Origin of the sequence: Actinoplanes rectilineatus, assembly GCF_000962825.1 — a bacterium.
In the GTDB taxonomy this organism is placed as follows: Bacteria; Actinomycetota; Actinomycetes; order Mycobacteriales; family Micromonosporaceae; genus Actinoplanes; species Actinoplanes rectilineatus.
Window position 1 is genome coordinate 1 of record NZ_JZKF01000062.1, and the last position, 23,422, is coordinate 23,422.

Here is a 23,422-nt window from a genome sequence, read left to right on the forward strand (position 1 = left end):
CGAACATCGACCGCCACACCTACAAGGCCACCACCAGCATCAACGTCGTCACCGACGAGCCTTGACGCATGAGCCATCCGCCTAACTGAACGGCGTTGCATCTAGTCGTCCAGCGCGGACGACCCCAGCCACCGATAGAGGGTCGCCGCCCCTTCCCTGATCTTGCCGATTTCGACGTGCTCCTCGCGGGAGTGCGCCAACGCCGGGTCGCCCGGCCCGTAGTTCAGGGCCGGCACTCCGAGCGCCGCGAAACGGGACACGTCGGTCCAGCCCAGCTTGGCGGCCGGCTCGGTGCCGGTGGCCGCCACGAACTCCCGGGCCGGCGCCGCGTCCAGTCCGGGCAGGGCTCCCGGCGCGGTGTCGGTGACCTCCAGCTCGAAGCCCTCGAAGACCTCACGCAGGTGGGCGAGGGCCTGTTCCTCGCTGCGGTCCGGGGCGAACCGCAGGTTGACGTCGACCGTGCACTCGTCGGGGACGACGTTGCCGGCGACACCGCCGGCGATGCGCACCGCGCTCAGTCCTTCGCGGTACGTGCAACCGTCGATGGTCACGGTCCGCGGGTGGTAGTCGGCGAGCCGTCGCAGCACCTCGCCGGCCGCGTGGATGGCGTTGACCCCGCGCCAGGCCCGTGCGGTGTGCGCCCGCCGGCCGTGGGTGCCGATCCGTACCCGCATCGTGCCCTGGCAGCCCGCCTCGACCACGCCGTACGTCGGTTCGAGCAGGACCGCGAAGTCGGCCTGCAGCCATTTCGGGTGGGCCTCGGCGACCAGGTTGAGCCCGTTGAACTCGGACTCGATCTCCTCGGCCTCGTAGAACAGGTAGGTGGTGTCGTAGACCGGGTCGGGGAGGGTGGCCGCCAGGTTGAGGGCGAGGGCCACGCCGGACTTCATGTCCGCGGTGCCACAGCCGAAGATCAGGTCGTCGACGACAGTGGACGGCCAGTTCTTGTTGATCGGCACGGTGTCCAGGTGCCCGGCGAGGATCACCCGCTGCGCGCGCCCCAGTTTCGTCCGCGCCATCACCGTGTTGCCCAGGCGACGCACCTGCAGGTGCGCGACCTGGCGGAGGGCGTCCTCCACGCAGTCGGCGATCACCTTCTCGTCGCGGGACACGGACTCGAGGTCGACCAGGGCGCGGGTGAGCATCACCGGGTCGACCAGCACGTCCGGGGTAAGCGGGTTGGCCATGTGCGCACCATACCGGGGTGGCGCGCACCACCCGATGGCTCGCTCAGGCCGGGGTGATGTTCGATAGGGTTCACGTCGTGGAAACCGCGATCTCGACTTCGCCCGCCTGGGGCATCGGCCTGGCCACCGTGACCGCTGAGGGGCAGGTTCTGGACACCTGGTTCCCCGCGGGCTACCTGGGTCTGGGTGAGGAGCCGGCCGGTGTTCCGGCGCTCCCCGCCGGGCAGACCGGCCCCAAGCTGCTTCCCGGACTCTCGGTCGTCGAGGTCCGCGTGACGGTCAAGTCGCTGGCCGACCCGATCGCCGACGCCTCGGACGCCTACCTGCGGCTGCACCTGCTGTCGCACCGCCTGGTCCGGCCGAACGCGCTCAATCTGGACGGCGTCTTCGGCAAGCTGGCGAACGTGGCCTGGACCTCGGCCGGCCCGTGCCCGCCGGAGCGCGTCGACGAGCTGCGCTTCCTGGAGCGCGCCGCCGGCCGTCAGCTGGTGGTGTGGGGCATCGACAAGTTCCCCCGCATGATCGACTACGTGGTGCCGTCCGGTGTGCGGATCGCCGACGCCGACCGGGTCCGTCTCGGCGCCCACCTGGCGTCCGGCTCCACCGTGATGCACGAGGGATTCGTCAACTTCAACGCCGGCACGATCGGCACCTCGATGGTCGAGGGCCGGATCTCGCAGGGCGTGGTGGTCGGCGACGGCTCGGACATCGGTGGCGGCGCCTCGATCATGGGCACTCTCTCCGGCGGCGGCAAGGCCAAGATCCGGATCGGTGAGCGCAGCCTGCTGGGTGCGAACTCGGGCATCGGCATCTCGCTCGGCGACGACTGCGTGGTGGAGGCCGGGGTCTACGTCACCGCCGCGTCCAAGATCTCGCTGCCGGACGGCCGTGTGGTGAAGGCCATCGAGCTCTCCGGTGTGAACAATCTCCTGTTCTGGCGCAACTCGGTCTCCGGCGCGCTGGAGGCCAAGCCGCGCAAGGGCACCGGCATCGAGCTGAACAGCGCGCTGCACACCAACGACTGATCACGTCACACCCGCAACGCCGAGGCGGCCGCCGTCCGTACGGCGGCCGTCAGTGTGTTCAGGGTCGGCGAGTCGATCCGCCAGTACTGCCAGTGCAGCGGCACGTCGAGGTACCGGCCGGGGGCGATGTCCACGTACCGGCCGGCCTCGATCTCCGGACGGGCGTTCTGTTCCGGGACCATCCCCCAGCCCAGGCCGAGACGGATCGTCTCCTCGAAGGCGGCCGCGGCGGGCACGTAGTGGACCGGCGGTTCGGGCGTACCGTCCAGGAAGCGGTGCTGGAGCCGGTCCTTGCGGTTGTAGACCACCATCGGCGCCCGGGCGGGGTCCACTCCCGGGGCGGCGACCGCGAGGTACCGCATGACACCCAGCCGCTCCACCCGGCAACCTTGGACCGCCACGTCCTCCGCGGTCACCGCGGCCATCGCCACCCCCGCCCGCAGCAGGTCGGCCGAGTGGTCCTGGTCGTCGGTGTGCAGCTCGAACAGCACCCCGGGCACCTGGGTGAGGGCCGGCGGGAACCACGTGTTCAGCGAGTCCGCGTTGACCACCACCGCCAGCCGGGTGCCGTCGCGGGCCTGGTCCATCGCCTCCCGTTCGAGCAGGGCGACCTGCCCGGCGAACCGGACCAGCGCCTGGCCGGCCGTCGTCGCCGTGCACGGTTTGGCCCGGCGGACCAGCACCTGTCCCACCGACTGTTCGAGAGCCTTTATCCGTTGGCTGACCGCCGATGGGGTGACGTGCAGCATCCGGGCCGCGGCCTCGAAACTTCCCTCGGTCACCACTGCCAGGAACGTCGCCAGCTGCACCTGATCCACGTAAGAAAATCTAATCCAACGTCAAAATCTTTAGCTGGAGTACGCCGTGAGCCGTCCGTAGCGTTCGGCCCATGCTCTCCTCCGCTGTGGCCGGCTTCGTCGCGTCCGCCGTCCTGATCATCGCCATCGGCGCGCAGAACGCCTTCGTGCTGCGTCAGGGTCTGCGCCGGGAACACGTACTCCCGGTGGTGCTCACCTGTGCCCTCTCCGACCTCGCGCTGATCTGCGCCGGCATCGCCGGTCTCGGCGCGGTCCTGACCGCGCGCCCCGGCCTGGTCACCGTGATCCGCTGGGCCGGGGCCGCGTTCCTCCTGGGGTACGCCGTGCTGGCCGCCCGCCGTGCCCTGCGCCCGGAACGGCTGGAGGTCACCGGCGGGGCACCCGCCACCCTGGGCGCGACGCTGCTGACCTGCCTGGCCCTGACCTACCTCAACCCGCACGTCTACCTGGACACGGTGCTGCTGCTCGGCTCGGTCGCCCAGCAGCACGCCCACCGTTGGGCGTTCGGCATCGGCGCGGCCGTCGCCAGCCTGACCTGGTTCGCCGCGCTCGGTGCCGGCGCCCGACGGCTCGCCCCGGTCCTGGCCCGCCCGGTCGCCTGGCGGATCCTGGACGGCCTGATCGCCACGGTGATGGCCGCCCTCGGCATCGCCCTGATCGTGCAGGCTTGACTCTCGAGCAGGTCGAGACACCAAGGTCGGGTGACGTGGAGAGCGACACACGAGGCATCGGTGAGGTGGCCCGGGCGAGCGGGCTGAGCGTCAGCGCGCTGCGGTTCTACGACGGCGCCGGCGTGCTGGTCCCGGCCGTGGTGGACCGGGCGACCGGCTACCGCAGATACACCGGCGAGCAGATCCGTGCGGCCCGGCTGATCGCCGGGCTGCGACGGGTGGGCATGCCGGTCGCCGAGATCGCGCAGGTGGTGAGTGACCTGAGCGACCCGGCCCGGGTACGCCACCGTCTCGACCTGCACCTGGCCCGCCTGGAAGCCGGCCTGGCCGACGCCCGTCGTGAGCTCCTCCGCCTGCACACCCTGATCGACCTGGAGGAGAACCTGATGACACGCATCATCCTGCCCGCCGCCGACCTGACCTCGGCCCTCGACGCGGTACGGTTCGCCGCGCCGTCCGGCCCCGGCCCGATCCCGGCCGGCCTGCTCTTCGAGACCACCGACGGCCTGCTCACGCTGGTCGCCACCGACCGTTACCGGCTGGCCGTCGCCTCGGTGCCGGCCGAGACCCAGGGGCAGCCGGCCCGGCAGTTCCTGCCGCTGGCCTTCTGCGACGAACTGCGGGCGTTCCGGTCCGGCCCGGTGACTCTCGACCTGCACACCGATGGGGTACGCGCGGAGCACGGCGGCCGTGTGCTCGAGGAGAAGCCGATCGCCCTGGACTTCCCGGACTACCGCCGTCTGCTCGCCCCGGCGGGCCCGGTCACCCGCCAGGTCACGGTCAGCACGGAACACCTCCGCGCACAGTTGGCCGGCACACCGGTGATCGACCGGGAGCACGACGGCAGCGCGTACCCCGTGACGGTCCTCGACCTGAATGCCGCGGGCGAACTCCGCCCGATCAGCGAGGACGAGTGGAAGTCCGGTGGTGACACCCACATCGCGGTGAACCGGGAGTTCCTGCTGCAGGCGCTGGACGCCGGCGGCTCCGGCCAGCTGCTGCTCGAACTCGACGGCCCGGTGCACCCGCTGGCCATCCGGGTGCCCGGCGACGAGACCCGTTTCTCGCTGCTGATGCCGGTCCGCGCGTAAGAGCCCGCAGACCCCCACCGGGGGTCGTCTGGTAACCGTTCAGCCACAGTCCGGCACCGGTCCCGGAAAGGACGCGTGATCGAGTCGTCCGGGGGACCGGTGCCCGGTTACTTTCGTGGGCGTGCGCAGCAACCGGCAGGAGGACGAACTCAACGCCGCGGCTACCGGCGCCTCCATGACCGGGTGGGAGTTCGCCTGGCTGGACGGCCTGGCCGTGGCGTCCGAGCCGTCGTGGTCATATCCCGATCTGGCCCGTCCCCTGGTCCGGCACGCCGCCAGCGTCCTCGACCTGGACACCGGCGGCGGCGAGCTGCTGGCCGAACTGGCCCCACTCCCCCGCCACACGGTGGCCCTGGAGACCTGGTCCCGCAACACGCCCGCGGCGAGGGAACGCCTCGCCCCGTTCGGCGTCTCGGTCCTCACCGAACTCCCCGCCGGCGAGAACGAGTTCGACGTGGTCCTGAGCCGCCACGGCCGCCTCCCCGCCGACGACATCGCCCGCCTGCTGCGCCCCCGCGGCGTGCTGCTCACCCAGCAGGTCGGCAGCGACGACCTGGCCGACCTGAACGTCGCGCTGGGCGCCCCGCCCCCGCAGCCGCGCCGCTGGGACGCCGCGGCCGCCGTGACCATGCTGGAGGCCGCCGGCCTGCGGGTCACCGACGTCCGCGAGGAACACCCCGCCATGGTCTTCCGGGACATCACGGCGGTGGTCCACCAGCTGCGCACGGTCCCCTGGCAGATCCGCGACTTCTCCCCGCAGAAGTACGAACGGGAACTGGCCCGCCTGGCAGCCACCATCCGGGTCCGCGGCGAGTTCACCGTCCGCTCCCACCGGTTCCTGGTCCAGGCCGTCCGGCCGACAGAGGCATAACCCGGAAGCCTCTTTCAGGGGATGACTGTCTTACCTGGTTAACCCGTTAGTGTGCCGCGGCAGCAACCCCGTCCATGCCGGCGGAGCCGTACCGCGGGGGAGATTCGCGTTTCCCGGCCCCCGCCGGGCACGCACCGCGGGCTGAGAAATTCTCGGGCTTGACCCCGCCCCGCCGCGATGCCTGCCGACATCCATCCCGCTGAGGCCGAGTCCGGTCGATCTCCAGCCGGGTCACGGGCCACACCCGGCGCGGATCTTCTCACCCGGTCGGGGTAGCCGGATCAGCTCGCTTGGGGCGGCGTTTTGCCCGCAAAGGGTCGGCAGGAAGAACTATCGCCGTGGTTGAGCGTTTCAGACATCTTTGTCGCAGCGCCGGAACGCCTCGAGGCTCCGGCGACAACCCGCTTAACGACGCACACCCCGCAAGGGTCGCTCCCGGCCCGCCCTGGGTTGCTCGACGCTGACTCGTTCCAGGAGGAACACCACCATGAGCAAGACCACCAAGCGTTCCGTCGCCGTCGTCACCGCCGCCGTCGTGGCCGTCGGCGGAGCCGGTGCCGCGTTCGCCGCCTGGCTGCTTCAGGGAGAAGGCTCGGCCTCCGCGGCCTCGGGCCAGGCTGCGGAACTCGTCGTCACTCCCAACACCACCAGCACGACCGCTCTCGTCCCGGGCGGAACCGCTGACGTCAAGTTCGAGGTGGCCAACCCGAACACCTTCCCGGTGGCCGTCACCGACATCACGTTCTCGGACTTCAGTTCCAACAAAGCGGGCTGTGGCGCCGGGGACATCGCATTCGTCGACGCAGCCCTGCCGGCGGGGGCCACGGACCTCGTCGTCCCGGCGAAGACGGCAGGCGGCAACGGCACCAAGACCATCGAATACGCGGGCTCCCTGCGCATGCTCCCCAACGCCGCCGACGAGTGCCAGGGCGCCGTCTTCAGCTTCAAGGTGGCTCTGGCCGCCCGGAGCAACGCCGCCTGATCACCAGCCGTGGGGGATACCCGGGTCCCGGGTATCCCCCACGGCTTTCCCTATCCCATGACTTCTCAGACAGGACTGGCACCGTGCTCGCATCATCGCTCCGGTCTCGATCCGTCATTGCCATGACAGTTGCCGCCACGCTTGCCGTCAGCGGCGGCGCCGCCTGGGCCTACTGGCGGCTTGGCGGATCCGGGGCCTCGAGCGCCGCGGCGGGATCCGCCCTGAACCTGACGCTGACCGCACACCCTCGCCCCGATGAGCCGCTCTTCCCCGGATCGACGTCCGCGCTCACCGTCCGTGTCAAGAACGACAATCGGTTCCCCGTTCTGGTGACCACGATCCGCGGCGGCGCCGGTCCGGTCACCGTGGACACCCCGCACAAGAACGCCGGATGCAATCAGACCGGCATCTCCCTGACGGCGTCGAGCTACAGCGTGGCCTGGCGCGTTCCCGCGCGAACCACCGAGAACTTCCTGATCTCCCAAGCGATCCGGATGACCAACGCGTCCGACTCGGCGTGCCAGGGAGCGACCTTCGGTGTACCGCTCACCGCAAGTGGGAGAAGCGATGCGAGCTAGATCTCGGGTGCAGCGGGCGGCTTGGCGGGCGGTGGCCGGCGTGACGGCGCTGGCCTGCATCTGGAGTGCGGCCGGGACTCGTACCTCTGAGGCGGAGGTCGCGAACGTCTCGGCTGTCGCGTTCGAGGTGAGTTCGACGCCTGTTGTTGATCTCTATCCTGGGGCCGCGAAGCGGACCAGGCTGACGTTTGCGAATCCCTATCCGTTCTCGATCAGTGTGCGCTCGGTGGAGGCCAAGGTCGCCTCGACCTCGAAGCGCGGTTGTCAGCCCGCGGCGGCGAATCTGCGGATCGGGCAGTACCTGGGCACCCTGCCGCTGAGTGTGCAGGCGCGGGGGCGGCGGAGTGCCGGAGAGCTCGAGGTGACCATGCCGAACTCGGTCGCGGACGCGTGCCAGAGGACGACGTTCCAGCTGAAGATCACCGCCAGCGCCGTGCGGGTCGGCCGATGAGGCGGGTGGGTGCGGTCGCTGTCATAGCGGCCGGGGTGGCCGGCGTCTCGGTTCTGGGCGCCGGCCTCAGCGCGTGGGCCGGCTGGGTCGTTCCCGGCAATGCGCCGGTGATCACGGCGAAGGCGGCGCGGATGCCGGAGATGGCGAAGCCGTCCGCCTCCGTCGCGCTGGTCGGGACGAGGATCTCCTGGAAGGCGGTGCGGTTCGAGCAGGGGCAGCCGGTGGGCGGATACGTCGTCACCCGACTGATCGACGGGAAGCCGCCGGTGACGGCCTGCACCGGAGCGGCCGGAGCCGTGTCGTGCGTGGACCGGGACCTGGCGACGATCGTGACGGCCCGCCGCTACACCGTGCACGCCGTTGCGGGCACGCGCTGGACCGGCCCGGCGAGCGACCCGCTGAAGGTTCCCGGGGTGCCACCGGCGAAGAAGGACACGGCTACCGTCTCGGAGCCGGATCTCGCCGGGAAAGGCAAGAAGAAGACCGAATCGGCGGTCACCGTTCCTGAACCGGCGCTGACGCCGGCACCGACACCCACGAAGGCGCTCCCCACCACGTCCTCGCCCGCTCCGACGCAGACCCGGGAGACCACCGAAGCCGTGACCTCTCCGGCCACGGTCACCCCCTCCGAGGAGCCGACCCCGTAGCCGCTTCACGCCAGCGGCTCGCCTCCGGGGAGATCTTGGTGCGCTGACCACCGCCCGCGATGGTCAGCGCACCAAGATCGGTAAGCAGGCGAGCGGGCAGCGATCCTCGCGGATTTGGCGGGAGGGGTCCGATGAGCTACGGCGGTGTCCGCGCTGATGACACCCGTAGTGGAACTGATCGGTCGGAAGGCGGCAAAAGGTACACTTCGCTCGAGATACCTCGGGCGGGGTAAGCCGGTCGGTTGTACCTGTCCGATTTACGCGTCCAGAACGGCGGACGGAAAACCGATCACATCGGACATCTCTATCGGGGAACGTTGTATGAGCGCCGACCACGGCATCATTCCCGCCGGCCTTCGAGGAGGAACGAGCCGCATGCCAGACCTGAGCGATTCGCTCGCGGCCGTCGTCGGGGAGGCCGCATCGTGAATCGGCGTGACGTCCTGACGAGTTTCCGTGCGGGCGAAGGACTCTCGCGTCACCCCGTCGCCGACAGCGGGCAGCCGATCGAGGCGACCATCGGGCGGCCGACAGGGACGACCATCGGGCAGTCGCTGCAGGCGAACAGCGGGCAGCCGCCGGAGGCACACATCTCGTTGGCGACGGCGGATCATGAAGAGCCGACCTGGGAGGTACGCCGGAAGCCGCGCCGACGGTTCGACCGGCGGGCGCGGGTGATCCTCACCGCGGCGGCGATGGCGGCGTTGCTGGCGAACGCGGGCGCGGCGTGGGCGTACTGGCGGCTCAACGGGCCGACGGAGCCGTTCGACGGGCCGCGGACCGTGGTGGAGATCGCGCTGAGTGGGAGTTCCGACCCGAGCCAGGCACCGCGGGCCGATCAGACCGCCGATCTGACGGTGACCGTACCCAACCAGCATGGCGTGCCGATCCGGATCACGTCGATCGCCCGCAGCACGGAACCGGTGATCGCCGACGACGCGCACCGCGAGGCGGGTTGTGTGGACCCGCGGGTCGAGGTCAACCAGCGGGTCTTCCCGGTGTCGTGGGAGGTGCAGCGGAACACCATCGGCGCGTTCGTGCTGACCGGCGCGCTGACCCTGAGTCCCGGGTCGCCGGAGGCCTGCCGCGGGGCGACGTTCAGCGTCCCGGTCCATGCGCAGGCCCTGGTCCCCGCCTCCTGACGAGACGCCCCGGCCACGGCGCCGGAACCGCCGGCCCACACACCAGGGAAGCCCGGACGGCTCTAGGAGGCCCGGAGGACCGTCGGGTCGGTGATCGTGACCCGGAGTCGTACCCGCGCCTCGACGACCTGCTCCTGCGGGGACAGGTCGAACGCCGGGGCGTCGGCGGCCATCTCGGCCACGCCGCCGCCGAACGCGCGGAACATCGGGCGCCCGCCGCCGGTCTCCGCCTCGGCGATCTCGACGATCCGGTCCACTTCGGCGCCGACCGCGGCGGCGTAGTCCCGGGCGCACTCGAGAGCGTCGGCCACCGCCTCCCGGCGGACGTCGGCTCCGGCCCGGCTGCCGGGGCGCAGCTGCCACCAGGGGCCGTCGATCGTGGTGAGTTCCTGGGCGGCCAATTCGGCGAGGATCTCACCGAGCACCCCGAAGTCGCTCACGGTCACCGTCGTCGAGATGTTTCCGGTGTACGCGGAGACCTTCTCCCGTCGTTTCATCTCGGGGTGCACGCGAACCCCGGTGGTCTCGCGTTTCTCGACGGCCGGGCCGTGCCGGTCGAGCACCGCGGTGACGTCGGCAGCGCGGCGGGTCAGCCGGTCCACCACGGTCCTGCGGTCGCGGTCCGAGGCGGACACCGTGGCCGAGAACACCGCCAGATCCGGCGGCACCTCGCGGTGTGCCTGCCCGTGCACGACGATCTCGGTGGGTTCGGTGGTGGTCACGATCCTCCTCGGCAGGCCAAGCGGCGGCAATACGTGAGACGGCGGCGAAGCGCCGGAACGGCACCAGACTGAAACGGGGTGCAACGGGACCGTAGGACATCGCCACAAGGCGGCACCCGGGCCACGTCCTGAAACGGCGACACGGCACCGGGATCTCGTCGCGGTGACGATGGTTCCCGATGCCGTGGCAACGAAACAGCAGAACGGAACAGCGGTCAGTCCGTGAACGGCTCCGCGAGCCGGTCCGCGGCCGCCGACACCCGCTCGTCGGACGCGGTCAGGGCGACCCGGACGTGCCGGGCCGCGGACGGGCCGTAGAAGGCGCCCGGCGCGGCCAGGATGCCGCGAGCCGCGAGCCGGTCCACGGTGGCCCAGCACTCCTCGTCGCGGGTGGCCCACAGGTAGAGGCCGGCCTCCGAGTGGCTGATCTCGAACCCCGCCTTGACCAGTGCGGTCCTCAGCACGTCGCGACGGGCCGCGTAGCGGGCGCGCTGCTCGTCGACGTGCGTCTCGTCGGTCAGTGCGGCGACCATGGCCGCCTGCACCGGCGCCGGGACGATCATGCCGGCGTGTTTGCGGACCGCCAGCAGTTCCCTGATGATCGCCTTGTCGCCGCCGACGAATCCGGCGCGGTAGCCGGCCAGGTTCGACCGTTTGGAGAGCGAGTGCACGGCGATGACGCCGGTCGGGTCGCCGTCGGTCACCCGGTCGTCGAGGATCGACACCGGTGTCGATTCCCAGCCCAGAGTGAGGTAGCACTCGTCGCTGACCACCGTGACGCCGCGCTCGCGGGCCCAGGTGACGACCTTGCGCAGGTGCTCGACGGGGAGCACCCTGCCGGTCGGGTTGGACGGCGAGTTGATCCAGATCATCGCGATCCGGCGGTCCGGGCCGAGCGCGGTCAGCGAGTCGGACCGGATCACCTCGGCGCCGGCCAGCCGGGCGCCCACCTCGTATGTCGGGTAACAGACCGACGGGATGACCACCCTGTCGCCGGGGCCGACGCCGAGCAGCGTCGGCAGCCAGGCGACCAGTTCCTTGGAGCCGATGGTGGGCAGCACGCCCAGCTCGGCCGAGGTCCGGCCGTGCCGGGCGAGCCACCCGCCGATGGCGTCACGCAGTGCCGGGGTGCCGGCCGTCAGCGGGTAGCCGGGCGTGTCGGAGTTGTCGGCGAGGGCCTGCCGGACGACCGGCGGGACCGGGTCGACCGGCGTGCCGACGGAGAGGTCGACGATGCCGTCCGGGTGCGCCGCGGCCTTGGCTTTGGCCGGCTCCAGCAGGTCCCAGGGGAAGTCCGGCAGGGCCGACGACCGAGCGTTCAGTGGTCGCCGCCGCGCGGCGCCTGAGCGGCCACGAATGTCGCGTCCTTCTCGATCTTGCCGACCTTGGAGGCGCCACCGGGCGAGCCGAGGTCCTCGAAGAACTCGTAGTTGGCGTTCGTGTAGTCCTTCCACTGCTCCGGGACGTCGTCCTCGTAGAAGATCGCCTCGACGGGGCAGACCGGCTCACAGGCCCCGCAGTCGACGCACTCATCGGGGTGGATGTAGAGCATCCGGTTGCCCTCGTAGATGCAGTCGACCGGGCATTCCTCGATGCATGCCTTGTCGAGGACATCGACGCAGGGCTCAGCGATGATGTAGGTCACGGGTCTTTCCCTTCAGAGCCACGCCGCGGGAACCGCCGACGACGATTGCAAAGCCTAGTATTCCCGCCGAGGGAGGTACTACGTGCTCCGACAGCAGGATGTGGGACACCGGGTGGTGGTACGGCGAATTGTAGGCGTAACCGGTGAGCGCACGCTCTTCACGGATGCGCTCGGTGAGCTGGTCGACCTTACCGAGACCGATCTCACACTGGCGACTGACAAGGGCACCCTCCGTGTGCCCCTGGCCGAGGTCCACCGGGCGAAGCGGGTTCCGCCCGCCGGCCGGCCCCGCGCCGCCGAGGTGACAGCCCTCGAGCTGGCAGCCGATCTGGCCTGGCCGGCGCCGGTGCGCGCCCGGCTCGGCGGCTGGATCCTGCGGGCCGCGGACAACTGGACCGGGCGGGCCAACTCGGCGCTCGCGGTGGGCGATCCGGATCGGCCCCTGGAGGCCGCCATCGACGCGGTGACGGCCTGGTATGCCGGCCGCGGCCAGCAACCCCTGATCAACGCCCCGATGCCGCTCGCCGCCCCGGTCAATGCCGCTCTGGACGCCCGCGGATGGGGCACCCGCCCGCTGACCCTGGTGCAGACCACGCCGCTGGCGCCGCTGCTGGCCGCCCCGGCCCGGTCCGACCTGCCGCCGGTGGATCTGGCCGACGCCGCCTCCGACGACTGGTACGCGATGGTCGCCGAGCACAAGGGCACCCTGCCGGCGACGGCGTTACGCGTGCTCAACGGCGTACCCGACAAGGTTTTCGCTCATGTCCGCGACGCGGAGGGTGACCTGATCGCGGTGGCCCGTGGCGCGGTGACCGGCCCGGACCACTGGCTCGGCATCTCGCTGGTGCAGACCGCGCCGGCCGCACGCCGGCGCGGCCTGGCGCAGCACGTCGTGCGGGCGCTGGCGCAGTGGGGCACGCAGCATCGCGCGACCCGGGCCTATCTGCAGGTGGAGGAGCGGAACACACCGGCGGTCACGCTGTATGGCCGGATGGGTTTCAGCACCCACCACACCTATCTGACGCGGGAGGCGCCGCCGGGGTGACCCCTCAGCGGCCGACCACCCGGCGTGGACGGTTGGTGCGCTGCGCGGAATACGCCTGCAGCGCACGCGACCGGTAGTCACGGCCGAGCACGACGGCCAGGCCGTAACCGAGGGCGCTGCCGACGATCGCGCAGCCGGCGTAGAGCCAGACCTGCAGGAAGAAGTCGCCGGCGCCGTTCGCGAACGGGGCGTTGCCGTTGAGCAGCGGTCCCACCAGGACGGTCAGCAGCATGCCGCCGAGGGCGCCGAAGCCCACGTCGGGCAGCCAACCGGACGGCGCCGTGCGATGCGCGCGGAGGAAGGTGAGCACCCCCAGCACGAGCGCGATCAGCGCGAACATCGCGGTCGAGCCGCGGTTCTGCGCGATGTTGTCACCGTCGAACCCGAACCGGACCACCAGGCGTGCCACCGCGTTGATCGCGAACAGCCCGGCCGCCAGCACCGTGATCCGGAACCAGCGCTGCTGCGTCATTGTTCCTCCCAGCGAACGTGAAAATCTGTCGAACTCTCGTGCATCTTCGCGGATGGTGCGCGGGGATTCCTAGAGGCGTGCTGAGAGTCAGCTGGCAGTCGGTGGTTTAAGAATCATTTTGTACGCATAGACGGCGAACGTCAGGCTGCCCGCGGTGATGGTCAGCAGGACCGTCCAGTTGTCGCCCTGGAACAGCAGGTCGCCCTCGGCCTTCCGGGTGCCGGCGGCGGCCAGCATCAGCAGCGTCCACAACGCCCAGGGCACGCCGACCGCCCACCGGCGTCCGGTGGTGGTCTCGGCGAACCAGGCGATGGCCAGGTTGAGACCGACCGCGACCGGGGTCGCGATCGGGATCAGAGCGCCGCCACCGGTCCACGGCGAGTCGCCGTCGAGCAGCGCCGCCACGCTGCCGACGCGGAACGCGCTCAACTCGATCTCGACGAGGGCGGTGACCAGGGTGGCGAGGATCGACACGACCACGCCGCCGGCCCGGATCACGCGCTCCCAGCCGGACCACGGCACCCGGGGTGCGGCCGCCGGCTCGGTCTCCACCTCGGAGGTCGTCATCAGTCGGCGATCTCCAGGCCGCTGAACAGGTCGTCCTCCCACTCGTGCGGTCCCGCACCGGGGCCACGCGCGCCCTTGGCGAGAGTGAAGTACTCCACGCCCATGAACTCGCCGCCGAAGTCGCCGGCGATGCCGTAGAGCCAGGAGTTGTCCGGGATCTGGGTGGCGTGCGCCTTCATCGCGGCGGTCTTCTTGGCGTAGTGGTCGGTGCCGTCCATCCGGGCCGCGATCTCCGCGTCCGGCGTGCCGAACGGCAGGTCGGTGACCGACTCGACACCGGCGAACGGGTTGTCGTCGAGCTCGCGGAAGGCCGCCATGCCGTCCTCGAGCACGCTCAGCGGCATCGCCGTCCAGTAGATCTTCTCCGGGCCGATGTCGCCGGCCAGCTCGGCGGCGCGCATCGCGACCCGGTGGGCCTGGATGTGGTCGGGGTGTCCGTAGAAGCCGTTCGGGTCATAGGTGATCATGACCTGCGGGCGGATCTCCTTGATGATCTCCACCAGGTGCGCCGCGGCCTCGTCCAGGTCCGCCTGCCAGAAGGCCCGCGGATCGTCGTTCGTCGGCAGGCCCATCATCCCGGAGTCGCGGTAGCGGCCGGCCCCGCCGAGCATCCGGTGGTCGGTCACCCCCAGCGCGGCGCAGGCCCGCTCCCACTCCACCAGCCGGTAGCCGCCGAGCTGATCGGCCTGCCCGGCCGCCAGGCGCTCCAGGGCCGGCACATGGATCTCGCCCTCCTCGCCGAGGGTGCAGGTCACCAACGTGACGTGGGCGCCGGCGGAGACGTAGTGCGCCATCGTGGCGCCGGTGCCGGTCACCTCGTCGTCGGGGTGCGCGTGCACCAGCAGCAACCGGCGGGCGGGCAACGTGTCTGTAGCGGTCACGGCCGATACTGTACGCGCGACCACCGACGACTTCGCCCGCCCAGCCCGCGGTTTCCCCTCCACGAGGCGGTGGCGATCAGCGATGCTGTGGAGCGTGGAGTACCCCGGACTCGCCGGGCGTACCGCTGGCTTCCGCCACGGCGCCCCGCACACGGTGACCATCGGCGCCGACGGAGCCCGCGTCGCCTTCCTCCGGTCGCCCGGACCCGACGAACCGGACGACGAACTGTGGCTGCTGGACCTGGCCGGCGGCGTCGAACGCCGGGTGGCGCACGGTCCGGTGGCGTCGTACGCGACCGACCGCCTCGCCCGGACCGCGGCGTTCGCCCGGCACGGCGAGCTGTTCCGCGCCGATCTGCTCACCGGCGAGGTGACCGCGATCGGTGGCGAGGGCCCGGTCCACGATCCCCGGCCCGACCCGCAGGGACGCACCATCGGGTACGTGGCCGACCCGGACGGCTCGGCGGCGCTGCGGATCACCGGCCCGGACGGCGACCGGCTGCTCGCCGGCGAACCCGGCAACGCGTGGCGCGAACACGGCGGCAAGATCTGCTGGGGTCTCGCCGGGAGCGGCTCGACGGAGTTCGAGCGGACGCGCGGCTGGTGGTGGTCGCCGGACGGCCGGCAGATCCTCGCGGTACGCACCGCCGGGGCGGCCAGCCTGCACCTGCTCGACCTCGACGAGGGCTGGGTCGACGTGCACTGGGACCGGGAGACGTACCCCTATCTGGCGCAGGTGCGCTGGGCCGGCGGCGGGCCGCTGATCACCGTGCTGCGCCGGATGCAGCAGCACGGCCTGGTGCTGTCGGTCGACCCCCGGACCGGGGAGACCCAGGTGCACGCGGAACTCGCCGACGCCCGCTGGGTGGAGCCGATCCCGGGCACACCCCGGCACCTGCCGGACGGACGCGTGCTGGTCGGCGGGGAACTGGCCCACGACGGCTTCGACGCACGCTGCCTGTTCGCCGACGGCAGCCTGCTCACGCCGCCCGGGCTCTACGTGCGCCGGGTCGCCGGGACACTGCCCCGCGCCGACGGTCCGGCCGGGGCGCCCGACCTGATCGTGGAGGGCAGCCTGGGCGACCCGGCGGTGCGGGAGGTGTTCCGGGTGCGTACCTCGCTGGGTGGGGGCGGCCCGGAGGTCCGCCGGATCACCGGGCTGACCGGGACACGGCCGGTCACCGTGGGCGGCGACGTGATGGTGGCCGGCGACCGGGTGTGGCGCGGCGACACCGAGGTCGCGGCGCTGCGGTCGCTGGCGGCCGACCTGCCGTACCGGCCCGAGCCGGTGCTGGAACGGGTCACCGACCGGCGGCTGCCGGCCGCGGTGCTCTACCCCCGCGGTTTCCTCGCCGGAACCCGGCTGCCGGTGCTGCTCGCCCTCGGCGAGGGCCCCGGACACCAGCAGGTGCTCGCCGACCGGTCCGCCTGGCAGGAACGGCAGTGGTGGGCCGACTCCGGCTTCGCCGTCGTCAGCATCGACGGCCGGGGTACGCCCGGAGTGGCGCCCAGCTTCGAGAAGGCGGTGCACCGCCGGCTCGCCGATCTGGCGCCGGCCGACCTGTCCGACGCGTTGCGCGCCCTGCTCGGCAAGCACCCGGACCTGGACCTGAGCCGGGTCGCGGTGCGCGGCACCGGGCTGGGCGGCTGGCTGGCGGCCCTGGCGGTGCTGCGCGACCCGGAGGTCTTCCACCGCGGGGTGGCCCGCGATCCGGTGCTGGAGTGGGCGGACCTGCCGCGCGCGCTCGCCGAACGCTACCTGGGTGACCCGTCCGACTCGGGGCACGTCTACCAGCACCACAGCCTGACCGCGGTGGCCGAGGACACCCCCGCCGCCGGCCGGCTGCTGGTCATCGGGGCGGAACTGCCCGGGGCGACCTCGCTGCCGGCCGCGGGACTCGAGGAGGAACTCGCCTTCCTCCAGCGATCCGCCTGATCCTCTTCCTCCAGCGATCCGCCTGGTCCCCTCGTCCATCGATCCGCCTGATCCTGCCCGGAGGCGGCGCATAGGGTCGGGACATGACCCACTTCGATGAGGCGGGCGCGGCCGTGCAGGCCGCGCTCGACGCCGGCGCCCGCTATGCGGACGCGCGCGTCATGGTGCGCCGCACCGAGGTTATGTCGGCACGGGACGGGGCGGTCGAGGACCTGAGCTCCGACGAGAGCGCCGGGCTGGGAGTCCGGGCACTCGTCGGCTCCAGCTGGGGCTTCTTCGCCGTACCCGAGCTGTCGGAGTCCTCGGCACGTACGGCCGGACGCCGCGCCACGCAGATCGCCGCCGCGAGCGCCGCGGTTCCCGGACCCCCGATCGAGCTGGTCGGCGCCACCGCCGTGACGGCGAGCTGGACCAGCGACTGCGTGATCGATCCGCTCGGTGTACCGCTCTCCGACAAGGGCGACCTGCTGGTCCGGGCGACCGCCGCGGCCACCGGCGCCGGTGCCGACATGGCCGAGGCCAACTACGCGATCTGGGACACCCGTAAGTGGTTCGTCTCCAGCGAGGGCCACCGCATCGACCAGCACATCCGGGAGTGCGGCGCGGGCGTGACCGCGATGGCCTTCGGTGACGGCGAGATCCAGCGGCGGTCCTGGCCGTCGCACCGGGGACAGTTCGGCACCCGCGGCTGGGAACTGGTCGAGGAGATCGACCTGGTCGGCAACGCACCCCGGATGGCGCAGGAGGCCCGGGCGCTGCTGACCGCGCCGCTCTGCCCGTCCGGCGAGACCACGCTGGTGCTCGGCGGCGAACAGCTGGCCCTGCAGATCCACGAGTCGGTGGGGCACGCCATCGAACTGGACCGGATCCTCGGCTGGGAGGCGGCCTTCGCCGGCACCAGCTGGCTGGACCTGAGCAGGCTGGGTTCACTGCGGTACGGCTCCGAGCTGATGAACATCACCATCGACCCGTCCTTCCCCGGCGCGCTGGGCAGCTTCGGGTTCGACGACGAGGGCACCCCCGCCACCAAGCGGTACGCGGTCCGCGAGGGCATCTGGGAGGGCGTCCTCGCCGGACGGGACTCGGCGGCGCTGGCCGGACTGGACTACGCGGGGAGCGTCCGCTCGGACGGCTGGGCCCGGCTGCCCATGGTCCGGATGACGAACGTCGGCCTGGAACCCGGTCCGCACACCCTCGACGAGATCATCGCGGCCACCGACGACGGCGTGTTCATGGACATCAACCGGTCCTGGTCGATCGACGACCGTCGGCTGAACTTCCAGTTCGGCTGCGAGGTCGGCTACGAGATCAAGAACGGGAGGCTGGGCCGGATGCTGCGCAACCCGACCTACACCGGGATCGGCCCCAAGTTCTGGCAGTCGATGGACATGCTCTCGAACGAGACGGTCGCCTGGGGCACGCCGAACTGCGGCAAGGGCCAGCCCGGCCAGATCGGGCACACCGGCCATCCGGCGGCGCCGGCTCGATTCACCGACGTCCGGGTGGGGGTACGCGGATGAGCGCCGAACTGCCGATCGCGGCGAGGATGGTCGAGCTGGTCCGCGCGCTGGCGGGCCCGGACGCGGAGGCGGAGGTGGTCGTCCGGCACGACACCGAGGCGCTGACCCGCTTCGCCACCTCGATGATCCACCAGAACGTGGCGGAGGCGACCACGGGCGTACGCCTGCGCCTGCACCTGGACGGCCGGACCACCGGCGCGTCGAGCACCGTCACCGGGCCGGACGGCCTGCGCGCGCTGGTCGAGCGGACGATCGCGGCGGCCCGGGTCAGCCCGCCGGACGCGGCGTGGCCGGGGCTCATTCCGCCGGCGGCTCTGCACCTCTCCTCCGGCGGTCTCGGCGCGGACGGCTTCGACGAGGCCACCGCGCGGGCCACCCCGGAGCAGCGGGCCGCCCTGGTCCGCGACTTCGTCCGGGCGGCGGACGGGCTGGAGACGGCCGGGTACTGCCGGACCGTCGCCGTCTCGGCCGCCTTCGCGAACACCGCCGGTCAGGCGGTGGAGGGCCGGGCCGTGGAGGCCGCGTTCGACGGGATCGCCCGCCTCGACGGCGCCGACGGGGTGGCCCGGCTGGCCTCGCCCCGGCTCGCCGACCTGGACGGGGCGGCACTCGGCGCCCGGGCCGCGGCCAAGGCGCGGGCCGCCCGGCAGCCGGTGGAGCTGCCACCGGGCCACTACGAGGTGGTGCTCGAACCGGACGCGGTCAGCGATCTGCTGGACAACCTCGCGATGTTCGGGTTCAACGGGCGGGCGTTCGCGCAGCGCCAGTCGTTCGCCGAGCCCGGAGTGCCACAGTTCGACCCGTCGGTGACCATCGTGGACGATCCGCGCGGCAGCGGTCTGCCGTTCGACGACGAGGGCACTCCCCGGCAGCAGCTCGTGCTGGTCCGCGAGGGGGTGACCACGGCCGTCACGCACGACCGGCTCTCCGCCGCGCAGGCCGGCGGCGTCTCGACCGGGCACGCGTCACCGTCGTCGCGGTCGTGGGGGCCGATGCCGGCGCACCTGCGCATGGAACCCGGGCCGGCCGTCGTGACGGACGGGCCGGACTTCGTCGTCTCGTCGGCCCGGCCGCTGGTCGCCGGGGTCCGGCGTGGACTGCTGGTCAGCGATTTCTGGTACACCCGGGTGCTGGACCAGAAGAGCCTGGTGGTGACCGGCCTGACCCGCAACGGGGTGTGGCTGATCGAGGACGGCGAGATCACCGCGCCGGTGGGGAACGTGCGCTTCACCCAGTCGTACCCGCAGGCTCTGGGTCCGGGCCGGGTCCTCGGGATCGGCGGCGAATCGGTGCTGCTGCCGCAGGCCTGGGGACGCGCGCGATGGGCCGCCCCGGCGCTGCGACTGTCCGAGTGGAACATCACCGGGAACGCGTCCGGCTAGATCCATTACCGCATTGGTGATCGTCTTTGGGGACCAGGATGGCTGATTGGTGATCCCGGTCCCCTTTTCGTCGGACGTACGGCGTAACGTGTGCCCCAGATCACTGTCGATGGTTTCCGTGAGGAGACGGGCATGACGACGACGGCACCACGCCCCCGCGCGGCGATCACCGCGCGGACACTGCGGACGGACCGGTGGTGGCTGGCCCCACTGATCACTTTCGTCGGACTGGGCGCCTGGGTGACATATGCGACCGTCCGGGTCTTCATGCACCAGTGGTTCTTCGTCGAGGAGTTCCACTACCTCACGCCGTTCTACTCCCCGTGCCTGACCGACCTCTGTGGACCGGCTGCCATGTTCGGCACGCCGCTGCCGAGCTTCTTCCTGATCCCCGAAGCGGCGTTCACCCTGCCGTTCCTGCTGCTCTTCCGGCTGACCTGCTACTACTACCGCAAGGCGTACTACCGGGCGTTCTGGCTGTCACCGCCGGCCTGCGCCGTGCCGGACGGGCACCGGAACTACTCCGGGGAGACCCGGTTCCCGCTGGTCTTCCAGAACGCACACCGGTTCGCCTTCTACGCGGCGGGCGTCATCTCGGTGATCAACACGTGGGACGCGGTCCACGCGCAGACGACCGGCCTCGGACTGGGCAACGTGATCCTCTGGGCCAACGTGATCCTGCTCTGGGCGTACACACTGTCCTGTCATTCCTGTCGGCACATCGTCGGCGGACGCCTGAAGCACTTCTCCCGGCATCCGATCCGCTATCGCCTGTGGACCCTGGTCTCGGCACTGAACGCCCGGCACATGCAACTGGCCTGGATCACCCTCGGCACTCTCGCGCTGACCGATTTCTACATCATGGGCCTGTCCGCCGGCTGGTTCTCCGACCTGCGCGTCATCAACTGAGGAGGACCGATGACCACCTCCGTCGAACGCCATCTGTACGACGTCGTCGTGATCGGTGCCGGTGGTGCCGGACTGCGCGCGGCGATCGAGGCCCGGCTCGCCGGGAAACGCACCGCGATCATCTCGAAGTCGCTGTTCGGCAAGGCCCACACGGTGATGGCCGAGGGCGGCGCGGCAGCCGCGATGGGCAACGTCAACTCGCGCGACAACTGGATGGTCCACTACCGCGACACCCTGCGCGGCGGGAAGTTCCTCAACAACTTCCGGATGGCCGAACTGCACGCCAAGGAGGCGCCGGAACGGATCTGGGAGCTGGAGACGTACGGCGCGCTGTTCGACCGCACCAAGGACGGCAAGATCTCGCAGCGCAACTTCGGCGGCCACGAATACCCGCGACTGGCACACGTCGGCGACCGCACCGGCCTGGAACTCATCCGCACCCTTCAGCAGAAGATCGTCTCGCTGCAGCAGGAGGACTTCGCGGCGACCGGAAACTACGAGTCCCGGATCCGGGTGTTCCAGGAGACCACCGTCACCGAGCTGCTGCTGGACGGCGACCGGATGGCCGGCGCCTTCGGCTACTACCGCGAGACCGGCGAGTTCCTGCTGTTCGAAGCCCCCGCCGTGGTGCTGGCGACCGGTGGTGTCGGCCGCAGCTACAAGGTCACCTCGAACTCCTGGGAGTACACCGGCGACGGCCACGCGCTGGCCCTGCGCGCCGGAGCCACCCTGATCAACATGGAGTTCCTGCAGTTCCACCCGACCGGCATGGTCTGGCCGCCCAGCGTGAAGGGCATCCTGGTCACCGAATCGGTCCGCGGCGACGGCGGCGTACTGCGCAACTCCGACGGCAAGCGGTTCATGTTCGACTACGTGCCCGACGTGTTCCGCAAGCAGTACGCGGAGACCGAGGACGAGGCCGACCGCTGGTACACCGACCCCGACGACAACCGCCGCCCACCCGAACTGCTCCCCCGCGACGAGGTGGCCCGGGCCATCAACAGCGAGGTCAAAGCGGGCCGGGGCAGCCCCGCCGGCGGCGTCTTCCTGGACGTGTCCACCCGGATGCCGGCCGAGACGATCATCCGCCGGCTGCCGTCGATGCACCACCAGTTCAAGGAACTGGCCGACGTCGACATCACCAAGGAGCCGATGGAGGTCGGGCCCACCTGCCACTACGTGATGGGCGGCATCGAGGTCGACCCGGACACCACCGCCGCGCACGGCACGGTGCAGGGCCTGTTCGCGGCCGGTGAAGTGTCCGGCGGCATGCACGGCTCCAACCGGCTCGGCGGCAACTCCCTCTCCGACCTGCTGGTCTTCGGCAAACGGGCCGGTGAACACGCGTCCGCCTACGTCGACACGCTCGACCGCCGGCCACGACCGGCCAAGGTGGACGTGGCGGCGGCGGTGGAGGTGGCGTGCGCGCCGCTGGTACGGGCTGACGGCGAGAACCCGTACACACTGCAACAGGATCTGCAGGCGGTGATGGGTGACCTGGTCGGCATCATCCGGCGCGAAGGCGAACTCAGCGACGCCCTCAAACGTCTCCACGAGCTCCGGGCCCGGGTGGCGAACGTCGCCGCGGCCGGCGGCCGGCGGTACAACCCCGGCTGGCATCTCGCCCTCGACCTGCGCAACATGCTGGTCGTCTCGGAATGCACCGCCAAGGCTGCGCTGGAACGCGAGGAGTCCCGCGGCGGCCACACCCGCGAGGACTTCCCCCGGATGGACCCGCAATGGCGCCGGATCAACCTGGTCTGCTCCCTCGACGACACCGGCGACGTGCACCTGGACCGCAAGCCCGTGCCGCGGATGCGCGACGAGCTGCTCGGCCTCTTCGACCGGGCCGAACTGGCCAAATATCTGACCGCCGAGGAACTGGCCGAGAGCGAGGCAGAGTGAAACGCCACTTCCGTGTCTGGCGCGGCGACGCGTCCGGCGGCGACCTGCGTGACTTCGACGTCGAGGTGAACGAGGGCGAAGTCGTCCTCGACATCATCCACCGTCTGCAGGCCACCGAAACCCCCGATCTGGCCTGCCGCTGGAACTGCAAGGCCGGCAAGTGCGGCTCCTGCTCCATGGAGATCAACGGCAGGCCGCGCCTGGGCTGCATGACGCGGATGTCGACGTTCACCGAGGACGAGACCGTCACGATCACGCCGATCCGGACCTTCCCGGTGATCCGCGACCTGGTCACCGACGTGAGCTTCAACTACGAGAAGGCCCGCGAGACGCCCGCCTTCACCCCGCCGGCCGGGGTCGCGCCCGGCGACTACCGCATGCAGCAGATCGACGTGGAACGCAGCCAGGAGTTCCGCAAATGCATCGAGTGCTTCCTCTGCCAGAACACCTGCCACGTGGTCCGCGACCATGAGGAGAACAAGGAGGCCTTCGCCGGCCCGCGGTTCTTCATCCGTGCCGCCGAGCTGGACATGCACCCGCTGGACGCCCGGGCCGACCGCAAGGAGTACGCCCAGGCCAGTCAGGGCCTCGGCCTCTGCAACATCACCAAGTGCTGCACCGAGGTCTGCCCGGAACACATCAAGATCACCGACAACGCCATCATCCCCATGAAGGAGCGTGTCGTGGACCGCCGTTACGACCCCCTGGTCCGGCTCGGCCGCAAGATCTTCCGCCGCGACCAGCTGGAAGCGCCCGCCCCGTCCGCCGGGCCCACCGGCGTGGCCTCCAGCACCCCGATGTCCAGCAGCCGGCTGCCCGAGGCCCCGCCGGTGGGCCCGGACGGACGGCTCGAGGTCGCCGAACTCCTCGCGCCCCAGCAGGGCGGGCTTTCCCCGTACGGCGAGGACGTCACGTTTCCGCTGCCGCCCGAGCGCGTGGTCTACCACCATCCGGAGCCGCGCGACCCCGAATGAT

At 71.1% G+C, this 23,422-nt stretch carries 24 protein-coding genes; 16 read left to right on the top strand and 8 right to left on the bottom strand.

What is annotated here, in order from left to right; translation table 11 throughout:
* Positions 1-101 precede the first annotated feature (101 nt).
* Positions 102-1,187, bottom strand: coding sequence for a succinyl-diaminopimelate desuccinylase (dapE, locus tag WH85_RS33150; RefSeq protein ID WP_045746027.1), 1,086 nt, complete (start codon positions 1,185-1,187; stop codon positions 102-104).
* Between the two features lie 56 nt (positions 1,188-1,243).
* Between dapE and dapD the strand changes: the two genes are divergently transcribed.
* Positions 1,244-2,212, top strand: a complete 969-nt coding sequence (gene dapD, locus WH85_RS33155; protein WP_045746073.1) for a 2,3,4,5-tetrahydropyridine-2,6-dicarboxylate N-succinyltransferase — start codon at positions 1,244-1,246, stop codon at positions 2,210-2,212.
* Between the two features lie 5 nt (positions 2,213-2,217).
* On the opposite strand, the gene WH85_RS33160 is transcribed toward dapD, so the two are convergent.
* A complete protein-coding gene (locus WH85_RS33160; protein WP_045746028.1) occupies positions 2,218-3,030 on the bottom strand; it encodes a LysR family transcriptional regulator ArgP in 813 nt (270 codons plus the stop codon).
* Between the two features lie 71 nt (positions 3,031-3,101).
* Between WH85_RS33160 and WH85_RS33165 the strand changes: the two genes are divergently transcribed.
* From WH85_RS33165 to WH85_RS33200, 8 genes are all read left to right on the top strand, one after another.
* Entirely contained in the window at positions 3,102-3,701 is a 600-nt protein-coding gene (locus tag WH85_RS33165) for a LysE/ArgO family amino acid transporter (protein WP_045746029.1), read from the top strand.
* On the top strand, positions 3,698-4,792 hold the full coding sequence (locus tag WH85_RS33170; protein WP_052720982.1) for a DNA polymerase III subunit beta family protein: 1,095 nt from the start codon (positions 3,698-3,700) through the stop codon (positions 4,790-4,792). The genes WH85_RS33165 and WH85_RS33170 overlap by 4 nt, the downstream gene beginning before the upstream one ends.
* 121 nt (positions 4,793-4,913) lie before the next feature.
* A complete protein-coding gene (locus WH85_RS33175; RefSeq protein WP_045746074.1) occupies positions 4,914-5,663 on the top strand; it encodes a class I SAM-dependent methyltransferase in 750 nt (249 codons plus the stop codon).
* A 487-nt stretch (positions 5,664-6,150) separates the two neighbouring features.
* Positions 6,151-6,645: a hypothetical protein gene (locus WH85_RS47630; protein ID WP_052720983.1), complete on the top strand. Its 495-nt coding sequence runs from the start codon at positions 6,151-6,153 to the stop codon at positions 6,643-6,645.
* An 83-nt stretch (positions 6,646-6,728) separates the two neighbouring features.
* Positions 6,729-7,223, top strand: a complete 495-nt coding sequence (locus WH85_RS33185) for a hypothetical protein (RefSeq protein WP_157411363.1) — start codon at positions 6,729-6,731, stop codon at positions 7,221-7,223.
* 40 nt (positions 7,224-7,263) lie between these two features.
* Positions 7,264-7,674, top strand: coding sequence for a hypothetical protein (locus WH85_RS33190; RefSeq protein WP_157411364.1), 411 nt, complete (start codon positions 7,264-7,266; stop codon positions 7,672-7,674).
* Entirely contained in the window at positions 7,671-8,321 is a 651-nt protein-coding gene (locus tag WH85_RS33195; RefSeq protein WP_045746033.1) for a hypothetical protein, read from the top strand. Before WH85_RS33190 ends, WH85_RS33195 begins: the two co-directional genes overlap by 4 nt.
* A gap of 425 nt (positions 8,322-8,746) precedes the next feature.
* Positions 8,747-9,463: a hypothetical protein gene (locus tag WH85_RS33200; protein ID WP_245674200.1), complete on the top strand. Its 717-nt coding sequence runs from the start codon at positions 8,747-8,749 to the stop codon at positions 9,461-9,463.
* Positions 9,464-9,525: 62 nt separating this feature from the next.
* On the opposite strand, the gene WH85_RS33205 is transcribed toward WH85_RS33200, so the two are convergent.
* From WH85_RS33205 to fdxA, 3 genes are all read right to left on the bottom strand, one after another.
* Positions 9,526-10,185, bottom strand: coding sequence for an SIMPL domain-containing protein (locus WH85_RS33205; protein WP_045746034.1), 660 nt, complete (start codon positions 10,183-10,185; stop codon positions 9,526-9,528).
* Positions 10,186-10,400: 215 nt separating this feature from the next.
* Positions 10,401-11,507 (bottom strand): succinyldiaminopimelate transaminase, encoded by a 1,107-nt coding sequence (gene dapC, locus WH85_RS33210; protein WP_245674202.1) that lies wholly within the window; start codon positions 11,505-11,507, stop codon positions 10,401-10,403.
* Complete coding sequence (fdxA, locus tag WH85_RS33215; RefSeq protein ID WP_045746035.1) at positions 11,504-11,830, bottom strand: ferredoxin; 327 nt, start codon at positions 11,828-11,830, stop codon at positions 11,504-11,506. Before fdxA ends, dapC begins: the two co-directional genes overlap by 4 nt.
* Positions 11,831-11,912: 82 nt before the next feature.
* On the opposite strand from fdxA, the gene WH85_RS33220 reads away from it, so the two are divergent.
* Positions 11,913-12,875, top strand: coding sequence for a GNAT family N-acetyltransferase (locus WH85_RS33220; protein ID WP_045746036.1), 963 nt, complete (start codon positions 11,913-11,915; stop codon positions 12,873-12,875).
* 4 nt (positions 12,876-12,879) lie between these two features.
* Here WH85_RS33220 and WH85_RS33225 read toward each other — a convergent pair whose 3' ends face one another.
* The 3 genes from WH85_RS33225 to mshB form a co-directional block, all read right to left on the bottom strand.
* The gene (locus WH85_RS33225; protein ID WP_045746037.1) at positions 12,880-13,347 is read right to left on the bottom strand and encodes a hypothetical protein; all 468 of its coding nucleotides are present in this window, start codon (positions 13,345-13,347) and stop codon (positions 12,880-12,882) included.
* Positions 13,348-13,434: 87 nt separating this feature from the next.
* Positions 13,435-13,914, bottom strand: coding sequence for a hypothetical protein (locus tag WH85_RS33230; protein ID WP_052720984.1), 480 nt, complete (start codon positions 13,912-13,914; stop codon positions 13,435-13,437).
* A complete protein-coding gene (mshB, locus tag WH85_RS33235) occupies positions 13,914-14,795 on the bottom strand; it encodes an N-acetyl-1-D-myo-inositol-2-amino-2-deoxy-alpha-D-glucopyranoside deacetylase (RefSeq protein WP_045746038.1) in 882 nt (293 codons plus the stop codon). Before mshB ends, WH85_RS33230 begins: the two co-directional genes overlap by 1 nt.
* 82 nt (positions 14,796-14,877) lie before the next feature.
* On the opposite strand from mshB, the gene WH85_RS33240 reads away from it, so the two are divergent.
* The 6 genes from WH85_RS33240 (at position 14,878) to WH85_RS33265 (ending at position 23,421) form a co-directional block, all read left to right on the top strand.
* The gene (locus WH85_RS33240; protein ID WP_425394679.1) at positions 14,878-16,731 is read left to right on the top strand and encodes a S9 family peptidase; all 1,854 of its coding nucleotides are present in this window, start codon (positions 14,878-14,880) and stop codon (positions 16,729-16,731) included.
* Between the two features lie 83 nt (positions 16,732-16,814).
* On the top strand, positions 16,815-18,251 hold the full coding sequence (locus WH85_RS33245; RefSeq protein WP_045746039.1) for a TldD/PmbA family protein: 1,437 nt from the start codon (positions 16,815-16,817) through the stop codon (positions 18,249-18,251).
* On the top strand, positions 18,248-19,633 hold the full coding sequence (locus tag WH85_RS33250) for a TldD/PmbA family protein (RefSeq protein WP_045746040.1): 1,386 nt from the start codon (positions 18,248-18,250) through the stop codon (positions 19,631-19,633). The genes WH85_RS33245 and WH85_RS33250 overlap by 4 nt, the downstream gene beginning before the upstream one ends.
* 132 nt (positions 19,634-19,765) lie before the next feature.
* Positions 19,766-20,542: a hypothetical protein gene (locus tag WH85_RS33255; protein WP_045746041.1), complete on the top strand. Its 777-nt coding sequence runs from the start codon at positions 19,766-19,768 to the stop codon at positions 20,540-20,542.
* A 9-nt stretch (positions 20,543-20,551) separates the two neighbouring features.
* Positions 20,552-22,447, top strand: a complete 1,896-nt coding sequence (locus WH85_RS33260) for a fumarate reductase/succinate dehydrogenase flavoprotein subunit (protein WP_045746042.1) — start codon at positions 20,552-20,554, stop codon at positions 22,445-22,447.
* Positions 22,444-23,421, top strand: a complete 978-nt coding sequence (locus tag WH85_RS33265; RefSeq protein ID WP_157411366.1) for a succinate dehydrogenase/fumarate reductase iron-sulfur subunit — start codon at positions 22,444-22,446, stop codon at positions 23,419-23,421. Before WH85_RS33260 ends, WH85_RS33265 begins: the two co-directional genes overlap by 4 nt.
* Position 23,422: the final 1 nt, after the last annotated feature.

Excerpts from the sequence above, each read along its gene's own strand:
- dapE (WP_045746027.1), bottom strand. The coding sequence starts at position 1,187 with ATGGCCAACCCGCTTACCCCGGACGTGCTGGTCGACCCGGTGATGCTC.
- dapD (WP_045746073.1), top strand. The coding sequence starts at position 1,244 with ATGTTCGATAGGGTTCACGTCGTGGAAACCGCGATCTCGACTTCGCCC.
- WH85_RS33165 (WP_045746029.1), top strand. The coding sequence starts at position 3,102 with ATGCTCTCCTCCGCTGTGGCCGGCTTCGTCGCGTCCGCCGTCCTGATC.
- WH85_RS47630 (WP_052720983.1), top strand. The coding sequence starts at position 6,151 with ATGAGCAAGACCACCAAGCGTTCCGTCGCCGTCGTCACCGCCGCCGTC.
- WH85_RS33195 (WP_045746033.1), top strand. The coding sequence starts at position 7,671 with ATGAGGCGGGTGGGTGCGGTCGCTGTCATAGCGGCCGGGGTGGCCGGC.
- WH85_RS33225 (WP_045746037.1), bottom strand. The coding sequence starts at position 13,347 with ATGACGCAGCAGCGCTGGTTCCGGATCACGGTGCTGGCGGCCGGGCTG.
- WH85_RS33230 (WP_052720984.1), bottom strand. The coding sequence starts at position 13,914 with ATGACGACCTCCGAGGTGGAGACCGAGCCGGCGGCCGCACCCCGGGTG.
- WH85_RS33240 (WP_425394679.1), top strand. The coding sequence starts at position 14,878 with ATGCTGTGGAGCGTGGAGTACCCCGGACTCGCCGGGCGTACCGCTGGC.
- WH85_RS33245 (WP_045746039.1), top strand. The coding sequence starts at position 16,815 with ATGACCCACTTCGATGAGGCGGGCGCGGCCGTGCAGGCCGCGCTCGAC.
- WH85_RS33250 (WP_045746040.1), top strand. The coding sequence starts at position 18,248 with ATGAGCGCCGAACTGCCGATCGCGGCGAGGATGGTCGAGCTGGTCCGC.
- WH85_RS33255 (WP_045746041.1), top strand. The coding sequence starts at position 19,766 with ATGACGACGACGGCACCACGCCCCCGCGCGGCGATCACCGCGCGGACA.
- WH85_RS33260 (WP_045746042.1), top strand. The coding sequence starts at position 20,552 with ATGACCACCTCCGTCGAACGCCATCTGTACGACGTCGTCGTGATCGGT.